Here is an 11,809-nt window from a genome sequence, read left to right as displayed (position 1 = left end):
TTTGCCTTCAATATAAAACCGCCGGAAACAATCTCATCACGCTTAATAACCACCACGATATTTGTATGTCTTTGCCACTTTATCAATTGCTACCATATAAGCCGCAATACGCATAGGTACTTTGTATTCTTGTGCGGTCTTATAAACGTTGGTGAAAGCATCTTTCATAATTCTATCTGACCTGCGGTTGACTCGGTCGGCTGTCCACTTATAGCCTAACCGATTTTGTACCCATTCAAAATACGACACGGTTACGCCACCCGCATTAGCAAGAATATCTGGTACCACAACAATTCCTTTTTCGTTGATGATATCGTCAGCTTTCGAAGAGGTAGGTCCATTAGCACCTTCCACAATGAGTTTCGCCTGAATGTTCGCGGCATTGGAATGTGTTATCACATCTTCTGTGGCTGCAGGTACCAATAAGTCCACTGGCAAGGTTAGTAGCTGTTCGTTCGTAATCTTTTGAGCTTCAGGAAATCCCTCAATAGAACCATTGTTTACTTCACGATATTTTGTTGCTGCCGCGACGTCAATACCCTTCTCGTTGTAATAGGCGCCTGAAAGATCGCTGATTGCTTGCACCAGTAATCCGCGTTCATGTAATAAATTCGCGGCCCATGAACCTACGTTGCCAAAGCCTTGCACAGCACATGTGGCTTTATAAGGATTAATTTTTAGCTTCTCCATGGCTGCCATCGCAGAGACCATTACACCTCGCCCGGTTGCCTCCGTTCTTCCCAATGACCCGCCCATCACCAATGGCTTCCCTGTGACTACGGCATGGGTTGTCATGCCTTGAATTCTGGAGAATTGATCCATCAGCCAAGCCATTTCACGAGGACCAGTTCCCATATCTGGCGCAGGAATGTCACGATCAGGTCCGAATACATCTGCCATCGCTTGTGTATATGCACGCATTAAGCGTTCAATTTCACCGGTTGACATCTCTCTTGGGTTACAGGTAACACCACCTTTTGCGCCACCGTAAGGGATGTCTACAACGGCACACTTCCATGTCATCCAGGCTGCCAGTGCCTTTACTTCATCCAGGTTAACATGGGGATCAAAACGGATACCTCCCTTTGATGGACCCAGAATCGTGGAGTGGATTACCCGGTAACCTTCAAAAACTCTGATAGCACCATCATCCATAGTAACGGGTAGAGAAACTATGACTTGCCGTGTAGGGTTCTTTAATACGTTATAAATTTCCTCTTCCAAACCCAGGATCTGTGATGCTTTATGAAATCTCGACATCATAGCCTCGAATGGATTCTCTTTATCTTTTAATGGAGCAGGTTCAATGTATGCCATAAACTAAAATTGAGATTGCGTCAGAAGTTAAAAAAATTTCTTGTGTGTTCCGAAGTCCTATAAATGTCATCTTAAACACGCATCGAAAACGGTTGCAAAGATAGAAAATAAGCAGATTGCTTTTGCTTTTCGATATAAAAGCTTACAGCCTTACATAAAGCTGCCATAGAATTTGGGAATTGGCGAGGATAGGAAAATTTACGTATGCTACTTTACATTTTTGCTGTTTATCAACTCTTCAACAGAGATTTTTCCAGCACCATAAAATAAGAAGAACAATGACCCAAACAGCAAAGTTAAAGCTTCAAAGGATTGTTGGAATGTTGTTCCAAAGTGTACGACAACAAGGGCTACGATAAAATTAATAATCATTACCAATGCTGCAGGCCTGATCCATAATCCGATCATGTATAATACTCCACAGATAAATTGCGCGTAAACAGAAACACTTGCGGCGATCAATGGATATGCCACATGGTATTGTTCCAAAAAATCACGGAATTCCAGCATGCGCGACCAACTAAAAACATTGTCCTGAGTGCCATCAATAAGACGCCAGCCGATCAGCAGCCTAAGAACGAAAGCGCCCCAGTCGCCCCTATCGTCGAAGTATTTATTCAGCCTCTGGTAAATTGAATTTGCCATGAGAAATTTACATAAGTCAACTTAAAAAATCTCGAGAAACGCGACAATGAAGGGAGATGAAATAAAAAGGCCGTCAAACCTGTCGAGAAATCCGCCGTGCCCTGGCAGGCTTGTGCCTGAGTCTTTGATATAAATGCTTCTTTTAAGGAGTGACTCCACCAGATCTCCGAAGGTACCCCCGACGATTACGATAACCCCTATAATCATCCATTGTGTTTGCGATAAGGAATGGAAGTAAGTTGAGATACCAAATGCAAAGATCATAGCTAATATTGCACCTCCGAAAAAACCTTCCCACGATTTTTTTGGAGAAATTCGTTCGAAGAGTTTGCGTTTACCCAGAAACGTGCCGGCGAAATAAGCACCTGTATCGGTAGCCCACAATATGAAGAGCAAGCCGAAAATGATTTCATAATTGTAAGAACCATTTTCAAAGACGGCAACATTTAGTAATGCAAAAGGTACCGCAACATAAAAAATACCTAAAAAATTAAAGGCAATGTTCGTAAAAGGTTTTCGTTCAAATTTTTTGTAAAGCTTGATCATGTACACACAAGACACGATCGGAAATATCAAAAAGTAAAAACGGTCGGAGAGGTCACCTCTCTCAATAAAAAACGACAGTAAAAAAATCAAAATACCGCAGAAGGTGCCAAATGTTTTTTGAGGTACGTGCCCATCGAGGCCAACCAGTTTATAAAATTCGAGTAAAGAGAAAAGACATATGATGAAAAAAACCGTGCAATAAAGCCAGTCACTAATGCAGATCGCTGCAATTATTCCAGCCGATCCAAGCAACCCGGTAATAATGCGCTGGGTTAAGTTATTATATTTCGCGAGAGGAGATTTCACAAAAAAGTCAGTAAGCGATGCGTTGAATTAGAGTCAATAAATTCATTTAATATTGATTGGATGTTTGCCTGAGTCTGTCTTGATAATGTTTACGGATATAGTACAGTAGCCCTATAGTTAACACAATGTTTAGAATTACATAATGTAAGGGCGCGGCCGTGTTATCTTCAACATTAAGGTCGGTAATTTTTTGTTGGTGCAGATAAATCATTGTAACCCCGAAAGCATTGTTAAAAAAGTGAGCAAACATTGGAATCAGCAAATTGCCGGACCAGAAATACAAATACCCAAACAAGGCACCCAACAAAAGCCGTGGCACGAAACCATAAAATTGAAAATGAATGGTGCTGAATATGATTGCCGATCCCCAGATGGCCAAATGAGCGTTTCCTGTACCTCTGAAAAGTTCATTTTGAAACATACCGCGGAACACAAGTTCTTCTCCGATAGCCGGCAACAGAGCAATTACAATTATTGCTATGAACAAGTCGGTTAAAGATCCAAAAGTAGTCATCGCTTCGGTCAATTTCGCCGTTCGGTCTTCCGCTTCCCTTGCCCAAGTTTCGAACCCTTTAAGAAATTCGGGAAATTTTAAATTAATATTCCATTCAACAAGGGGTGAAATGGAAATCATGAACGTTAACCCCAAACCCATGAGTAAAACCAGCACGACGGCTGTCTTTTCTTGCACTGGAAAAAAAGCATTTATGTTTTTGCGTTCTATCGCAGCGATATGCAGCAAGGGAAAAATGATTAACCCGATGAGCGTAGCAATACTTTGGGTAATGAGTAGCGGGCCCACAATGCCGGGATGCAGATCAGGATTTTGCATGTCGCTTAGCAACTCGCCTTCATAAAATAAGGAAGCGACCGCTAGTCCCAAGACTGGTCCTACGATTACAAAACCAATAAATACGTTTAGCAATATGGTTAGTAATGAGCGTAAGGGTGACCGATCGGAGACTAAGTTGGGAGTTAACATTGATTAATCCTGATTATCTTTGTGCTCAAATATGGTGAAAATAGGTCAGATAGAATTGGGTGATTTCCCTTTATTGCTGGCTCCAATGGAGGATGTCAGTGATCCGCCATTCCGTGCTGTTTGCAAAGAAGGCGGGGCCGACTTGATGTATACGGAGTTTATTTCTTCAGAAGGACTTATCAGGGATGCGGCTAAAAGCAGGCAGAAACTGGATATTTTTGAATATGAACGTCCTGTTGGGATCCAGCTTTTTGGTGGCGATATCGGCAACATGGTGCAATCGGCAGAAATTGCGACTGAAGTAAATCCTGATTTAATAGATATTAACTACGGCTGCCCGGTCAAGGCTGTAGCATGCAGAGGCGCTGGTGCCGCGTTACTTCAGGATATTCCGAAGATGGTAAAAATGACTGAAGAAATTGTCAAGTGTACACATCTGCCTGTGACTGTAAAAACGCGGTTGGGTTGGGATGACAAGACAAAAAACGTGGTCGAGGTAGCCGAACGTCTGCAAGACATCGGGATCAAAGCGTTAACCATCCATGGCCGAACCCGCGTTCAAATGTACAAGGGCTCGGCTGATTGGACGTTGATTGCGAAGATTAAAGAAAATCCACGCATGCAAATTCCGGTGTTCGGCAATGGGGATATCGATTCACCTGAAAAGGCACTGGAGTATAAAAATAAATTTGGTGTTGATGGCATTATGATTGGCCGTGCTGCCATTGGATATCCATGGATCTTTAACGAGATCAAACATTTCCTGAAACACGGTGAAAAACTCACGCCGCCGACAATGACTGACCGTGTTCGGGTCACAAAAAAACATTTGGAATTTTCAATTCGATGGAAGGGCGACCGACTCGGAATTTTCGAAATGCGCAGACACTACTCCAATTACTTTAAAGGTGTCCCTGATTTTAAACCTTATCGTACGCGCCTGGTATCAGTAGAAAGCTTTGACGAGGTGATGGGCATACTCGATGAAGTCATTGATACCTACCCAAAATCACTCATGGTAGCCTAGCGTTGCGGGAGACTTCTCGTGACTTTTAACAAGCTTTTATTGTATCGTCAAATTTACCATGACCGGTAGATGATCTGAAGGATAGTACTTACCGTCATTATCCTGAATGACTTGATAGGCATTTGCATTCCAAGCTTTAGAATGAAATATGTAATCAATACCGTTGCATGTTATGGAATTCACTTTGAAGCTACAGAAAGTTCCCGGGGGATTTTTCGGTGCAGGATCAACCAACGATATGCCGACAGGATTCATGATGGTTGCATAGGGCGCATCTGCACGTGTACAATTAAAATCTCCAGTGATGATCAATGGGAAATCTTTGGCTATCTCCGACGCTTTTTGTTTTAATAAAGCTGCGCTGTTTTTGCGGGCTTCTTTTCCAATGTGATCAAAGTGTGTATTGATCATTAAAAAATCTTTGTTTGATTTTAAGTCTTTGAATGTTCCCCAGGACGCAACACGAGTAATGGCAGCATCCCAGCTTTTACTTCCTGGGACTTCCGGTGTTTCTGATAGCCAAAAAGTATTTTGATTAAGTGCCTTAAATCTATCCTTTTTGTAAAGAATAGCAGAATATTCTCCTTTTGTTTTTCCGTCATCACGGCCAACACCGATATAGGTATACGCAGGAAGATTTTGAAGCAGATCCATTAATTGGTGATGCAATACTTCCTGCAATCCGATTAGGTCTGGATCATACTTTTTAATCAATGCATATACTTTGTGATCTCTTTTAGGCCATTGATTAATGCTGTCATTCGGGGTGTCAAGTCGAATGTTGTAAGTCATTACCTTGATCGCCTGCGCTTGTAAACCAAGTGTTGCCATGAAGAAAATGAATGCAAAGAGTGGTCGCATACGTAGAATATTTATTCGGGAAATTTAAGACTTTAATTGATTGTAAAATGTTTTCTGATGGCCCGAATTATTAATTCGTGTCCTATCTGCCCGAAGCACTGTTTATCAGCCAACCATAAAATACAGCGTTCATCAATATTTTATTTGTGCCATACCAGAACCCACGGAAACATAAATTGTCTGTGAAACCAATTACTCGTCCCTGTCCATAGAAACTGACGCCAGCCACTGAACTGTTTTTAAGTTTGCTATAATTAATTTTCGAAATGTATCCGCTCAAGAGTGGATCCGGTGAAAATACAATTGGATTTCCATAAGGGTTTTCTGTTTTCTCCATGAATAAATTATTAGACTTGAAAATCGGCATTGTATTATTATAGTACCCAAACAGAAGAGGATGAGTAAGATCGACATTCGCCTGAAAGATTGCCCCACTTGTTTCCTGTGCACCTGAATATGCGTTGATCAATCCATAAGGTCTCGCCACCGATGAATCTTTTTTCACTTCATCTTTTTTCATGCCAAACTTGCCTAGCCCAACCGTGTTAAGCCAGTTTAGTGCCCCTTCCAAACCGATGACTACACCTCCGTTTTGCACCCAGGTCTTTAATTTTTCTTTGGCACCTTCCGAAATCTGAAAAGTGCCGGAGGTCGGAGGAATAATAATGGTATTGTATCGGGAGATCGGCGATCGGTTAAAAACATCTACGGGTAAAAGCGTCAATGGTATATGGAAACGTGTATCAAATTGATGCCAAACCTCACCGGCATCTGTGGCAGAAAATCCATCACCCATGAGCATGGCTACTTCTGGTTTTTTTAGGGTAAGAAAATTGCTGCTGCCCAGACTCGATCCTTTATAATCAAGGCCCGTTTGGAAAGCGTATACATCAATTCCATCCTTCGTTACAATCTCATTTATCAAAAATTCTATTTGCTCAGCATGCTTATCTTGATCACTCAAAGGAATCAAAATGGAACCCGGATCAAATTTTTTTCCATCTGCGCGGTAAAACGGCTGGGTAGCTACTTTGACTCTTAAGCCATGACTTAGCAACCTGTATATGGATCGTGGTGAATAATAACCGACTGATTCAAATACGTATGCATAATCACTTTTTCCTCCAATGCGTTCGCCTGGGGGCAACTGCTCGCTTGTAATTTTTTCCCCAAGCGCTGGCAAGTTTTTTAGCGCATCATACGCTACGCCATAAGCCAGCGGGAGGGTCCAGCTTGAGATATCATAGAAAATACTGTCTTTAAACTGTATTCGTTTTTCAAACATACTTTTAATCAACTTGTATTGCCGCTGATTCATCGGTACTATAAAACTTGATGCCTGAGAATAACTTTTGTTTTGAACGGTTTGATTAGATTTGATGCTGTAGACGTCGATGTCTTGCCGATTCAGGACCTGGCATAGCTCATGTGCCCGAACTTTATCCTTTGATGAAAATATGAATGCTTTAACGGGATCTTTCGCCGACTCTGTCGCTGCTTCTCTATAAAACTGGCGTTGATACTCCAGCAAGTCTATGCGCATAGCATTAATTGCTCTCAAAGAACTCAAAGCCGTTACAAACTGATTTCTTATTGTAAATGGAAATCGAAGGATGCCGTTGGTGCTTTCTTGTGCGTGACCCCGTGAGCTAGCTTGCTCAAATAAAATTCCGATAGCGCCTTGCGCATCTGGAAAGCTGGAACCTTTCCCATAATAAAAATCATCATATCCTTCCTGCGTAAAATATAGGGCACATAAATCGTCCAATGCTTTTGCGTGGAATTCTCCCATACGCTTTGTCAGCTCTAGGTTTTTTTCTGGCGTGAGCGGATGCATGCGTGAGGGTACACCGGGCTGGAAAAAGAATGAAGTATTGGTGCCCATTTCGTGATGGTCTGTCAAAACGTTAGGTTTCCATTTTTGAAAGTTGCTGACGCGGGCACGAGATTCTGGATGCTGTGCTACCAGCCAATCGCGATTGAGGTCAAACCAATAATGATTGAATCTTCCGCCGGGCCACACTTCGTTATGTTCTGTATCTAATGGATCAACCGAGGTAATTTTGCTTTTTCTTGCATTCACCCAGCCACTGAACCGCTGCATACCGTCAGGGTTGTAACAAGGATCAAATAGAATAATGGTATTGTTGAGATACTGTTCGATTTCCTCACCTTGAGCGGCAGCCAAATGATAAGCGACTAATAGCCCAGCGTTCACACCGCTAGCTTCATTTCCATGTATACTAAATCCAATGTAAAAGACAGTCGGCATATTCTTAAGATCTAAGTCCACCGATTTTTTAAAATCAGTTAATAAATTATGCTGCGTGCGCAGTGACTCAAGATCCCTGTGATTTTTTTCACTTGTTATCGTGAGCAGCAACAATGGGCGCGCTTCGTGCGTGTACCCGGATATCTCAAGACTGATTCTATTGGAAGCTTTGTCTAATGCATGCATGTAGTTGAGTAAACGATCATGAGTCACATGCCATTCACCAACCTGATGGCCTATTACCGATTGAGGTGTTGGAATATTTGGGTTGTATGTTACACCCTCCGGTAAATAGTAAGACAGGTCGGGTTGTGCATTTACGCCTGATGCAATCGTTAACAACAAAATGGACCGCCATAAAAATTTATACATGATATTGTATTAAATGAGCCTTATGACCAATTGACAAATATTTTATGTCAAATCAAACAGTTGCCTAGCCATAACAGAATTTGTTACGGTGTTTCTTTCAGATGTTAAGCTATTGTAAACAATTTGCGTAAATATTTAAAGGGGCTTTAAAGTTTAAGTGTATTCCAAAGGGTATTTTTACACTAGTAATTAACCTATAATTTATGAATAGAATTTTACTGCTAGCCTGTGCGCTTCTTGTTTCAGGTACTGCCTTTGCTCAGGGTGTAACTACTGCAAGCATAAGCGGGACTATTAAAGATCAAAACGGTGAACCGTTGCCAGGGGCGACGATTATTGCTCGGCATACCCCATCAGGTACGGAATATGGTACCTCAAGCCGAACCGACGGAAGTTTTACAATTTTAAATGCGCGGGTAGGGGGTCCTTATACAATTACAACGACGTTTGTTGGGTATACGGAAGACAAAAAAGAAAACATTTTCCTTAGTCTTGGACAAACATACAATCTAAGAATTCAATTATCGGAAACCGCTGTTGAATTAGCCGATGTGGAGGTGACCGCTAGCCGCGATGATGTTTTTAATAGCGAACGGACTGGAGCTTCAACCAACATTTCACAACAACAAATTAATTCATTGCCCACCGTTGGGCGAAACCTCACGGACTTTACCAGGCTAACGCCTCAAGTGTCCATTACGGCAAATCAGGGAATTTCAATTGCAGGAACAAATAATCGCTACAATTCAATCTTTGTTGATGGTGCTGTTAACAATGATGTGTTCGGCCTTTCAGAAACTGGAACAAACGGCGGGCAAGCAAACAGCATTAGTCCAATTAGTATCGATGCTATTGAAGAATTCCAAGTCGTTATAGCACCGTTCGATGTTCGGTTGGGAGGGTTTGCTGGTGGAGGAATAAATGCTGTTACAAGAAGTGGCAGCAATAAATTTTCCGGTTCGGTGTATACGTTTTTCAGGAATGAAAAGCTGGCAGGGAAAACTCCAACTGATAACCCTGCAACTGAACGTAAAAAACTTGATGATTTTACGGCGCAAACTACCGGCTTCCGATTAGGCGGGCCGATCATTAAAGACAAATTATTCTTTTTTATAAATGCCGAAGTTCAGCGGGATGAAACGCCTCAACCCTTTGACTACACCACCTATAACGGAACAGTAACACAAACCGATTTGAACGGACTTACAGATTTTCTGAAAACTAACTACGGATACGATCCAGGTGGTTATTTGGATAATCCGTCGGAGACTAAAAGCGATAAATTTTTAGTGCGTTTTGACTACAACATCAACAGTAATCATACGCTTACGTTGCGCCACAGTTATACGAAAGGAGAAGCCTACAAACGTGCAAGATCGACTAACTCTACCATCAATTTTGGAAATAATAGTGAGTTCTTTCCAAGCACAACCAATTCAACAGCAGTTGAATTGAAAAGCGCTTTTGGTAATTCTAAGTCCAACAATTTGATCATAGGTTATACAACTGTGGTAGACGATCGTGGTTCTATCGGGCAGGATTTTCCACGCGTAACGATTAATGATGGTACCAACAGAATCATTTTCGGAACCGAACCTTTCTCCACAATCAATCAATTGAAATCCAGAATTCTCACACTGACCGACAATTTTACAATCTATAAGCAAAAGCATGCCTTCACATTTGGAACGCATAATGAATATGCAACCTTTTATAATGCTTTTGTGGGTAACGCTTACGGTACATACACTTTTGCGGATTTAAATAGCTTTTTAACAGGTGCCGCTTCGACGGATTATGAGCGAAGCTACTCTCTCGTCGATGATGTCGCTGGCGACGGAACGAAAGCCGCTGCAGATTTTCAAACGTTACAACTAGGGGTTTATGCGCAGGATGAGATAACCGTTAACCAAAAATTCAGATTTACTGCTGGCTTGCGCATTGATATTCCAATGTTTTTAAACAAACCGCAGGAAGATCCATATTTTAATAGTACAGTTATTCCGAAAATAGAAGCTGAAGGTTATGACCTGATGGGAGCTCGGGTAGGTGAAGTACCAAAGCCACAAGTAATGTTGTCGCCACGGATTGGCTTTAACTATGATCTTAAAGGCGATCAGACTACTCAAATTCGAGGAGGTGTCGGGATTTTCACCAGCCGAATACCTTATGTATGGCCCGGCGCAAGCTTTAACAATAACGGTGTGCTGATAGGATCCATACCTGCCGGTGCAAATCCAAAAGTTACCTTTAGACCAGACCCAAATAATCAATATACAGGACCCGATGTAGGTGCAGTAGTTGCTACGCCATCGGGAGATATTAACATCTTTGCGAAAAACTTCAAATTCCCACAAGTCTTCAGAACGTCATTGGCTGTCGACAAATTATTACCCGGGGGACTCGTTGGTACTTTAGAGGGTATCTTTAGTAAAACGTTAAACAATATCAACTACGAACAATTCAATATCAAGCAACCTACAGCTACCCTCGTGGGTCAGGACAACAGACCGCGCTGGAACAGGAGCGAGCCAGTGGATGCCACATACCGTCATATACTGTTGGGTAAAAATACAAGTAAAGGGTATACCTATAATTTAACGGCGCAACTAAAAAAGGATTTTGAGTTTGGATTGTCAACCAGTGTTGGTTATACGTTTGGAAGATCCAAAGTTTTAAATGAAGGAACGTCTTCTCAGAATTCCTCTCAATGGCGATTTATTGAAAACGTAAACGGTAAAAATCGCCTGGACCTCTCTTATTCTGATTTTGACCTTGGCTCAAGAATCGTAGCAAGTGTCTCATACCGGAAAGAATACCTTAAACATTTTGCAACAACCATCTCCTTATTTTATAACGGTCAGTCTGGTGCACGTTATTCTTATATTTATCGTAATTCATTGTTAAACGATGACCCTCAGGCTACCAACACGGACAACGATCTTATTTATGTGCCAAGGGACTATGCGACATACGCAGAGGCATTAGCGGCTGGCGAGATCCGTTTTGTGCCAATAACAGGTAGCAACCCTGTCAGCGAAGATCAGCAGTGGGCCGATCTTAATGAGTTTATCAAAGGTGACGATTACCTGAATTCAAGAAGAGGTCAATACGCAGAAAGAAATGGTGCGCGGGTGCCTTTTACCAACGTCATCGATTTGCGTTTTTTACAGGACTTTTTTCTCACGATCGGTTCAACACGTCATACACTTCAACTAAGCTTTGATGTCTTTAATTTTACAAACATGCTCAACAAAGATTGGGGCAGGCAATACTTTAACACCAACGATAACTTTCGCTTAGTCGAGTATGTTAATTTAGGCGCTGATAATATTCCTAACTTCCGGTTTGCCAAGCCAGCCACCAAGCTTAATATTGACGACTCGGGTCTTATTAGTTCAAGATGGCAAGCCCAAGTAGGTATTCGTTATTCGTTTTAGAAAAATTACTTACATCACGTGGAAAGGAGGTCGTCGAAACC

At 41.8% G+C, this 11,809-nt stretch carries 8 protein-coding genes; 2 read left to right on the top strand and 6 right to left on the bottom strand.

Annotated elements, in window-relative coordinates; all coding sequences use genetic code 11:
* Positions 1-42: 42 nt before the first annotated feature.
* The 4 genes from P2W71_RS21070 to P2W71_RS21055 all read right to left on the bottom strand — a co-directional run bounded on the left by P2W71_RS21070 (position 43) and on the right by P2W71_RS21055 (position 3,739).
* The gene (locus P2W71_RS21070) at positions 43-1,317 is read right to left on the bottom strand and encodes a Glu/Leu/Phe/Val dehydrogenase (RefSeq protein WP_276373311.1); all 1,275 of its coding nucleotides are present in this window, start codon (positions 1,315-1,317) and stop codon (positions 43-45) included.
* A gap of 207 nt (positions 1,318-1,524) precedes the next feature.
* A complete protein-coding gene (locus P2W71_RS21065; protein ID WP_276373310.1) occupies positions 1,525-1,962 on the bottom strand; it encodes a DoxX family protein in 438 nt (145 codons plus the stop codon).
* Between the two features lie 21 nt (positions 1,963-1,983).
* The gene (locus P2W71_RS21060; RefSeq protein ID WP_276373309.1) at positions 1,984-2,814 is read right to left on the bottom strand and encodes a phosphatidate cytidylyltransferase; all 831 of its coding nucleotides are present in this window, start codon (positions 2,812-2,814) and stop codon (positions 1,984-1,986) included.
* A 46-nt stretch (positions 2,815-2,860) separates the two neighbouring features.
* The gene (locus P2W71_RS21055) at positions 2,861-3,739 is read right to left on the bottom strand and encodes a CPBP family intramembrane glutamic endopeptidase (RefSeq protein ID WP_276373308.1); all 879 of its coding nucleotides are present in this window, start codon (positions 3,737-3,739) and stop codon (positions 2,861-2,863) included.
* An 88-nt stretch (positions 3,740-3,827) separates the two neighbouring features.
* Here P2W71_RS21055 and dusB point away from each other — a divergent pair, with 88 nt between their 5' ends.
* Complete coding sequence (gene dusB / locus P2W71_RS21050) at positions 3,828-4,823, top strand: tRNA dihydrouridine synthase DusB (protein WP_276373307.1); 996 nt, start codon at positions 3,828-3,830, stop codon at positions 4,821-4,823.
* 36 nt (positions 4,824-4,859) lie between these two features.
* Here the strand turns inward: dusB and P2W71_RS21045 are convergent, their stop codons facing one another.
* Together P2W71_RS21045 and P2W71_RS21040 are read right to left on the bottom strand one after the other, a co-directional pair.
* Complete coding sequence (locus tag P2W71_RS21045; RefSeq protein WP_276373306.1) at positions 4,860-5,684, bottom strand: endonuclease/exonuclease/phosphatase family protein; 825 nt, start codon at positions 5,682-5,684, stop codon at positions 4,860-4,862.
* Positions 5,685-5,766: 82 nt separating this feature from the next.
* Positions 5,767-8,328 carry a M14 metallopeptidase family protein gene (locus tag P2W71_RS21040; RefSeq protein WP_276373305.1) on the bottom strand — a complete coding sequence of 854 codons (2,562 nt, stop codon included), beginning with the start codon at positions 8,326-8,328 and terminating at the stop codon, positions 5,767-5,769.
* Between the two features lie 203 nt (positions 8,329-8,531).
* Between P2W71_RS21040 and P2W71_RS21035 the strand changes: the two genes are divergently transcribed.
* Positions 8,532-11,768: a TonB-dependent receptor gene (locus P2W71_RS21035; protein ID WP_276373304.1), complete on the top strand. Its 3,237-nt coding sequence runs from the start codon at positions 8,532-8,534 to the stop codon at positions 11,766-11,768.
* Positions 11,769-11,809: the final 41 nt, after the last annotated feature.

It is taken from the genome of Chryseolinea sp. H1M3-3 (genome assembly GCF_029360725.1).
Taxonomy (GTDB): domain Bacteria; phylum Bacteroidota; class Bacteroidia; order Cytophagales; family Cyclobacteriaceae; genus Chryseolinea.
This window is presented reverse-complemented; position numbering and strand designations above follow the sequence as displayed.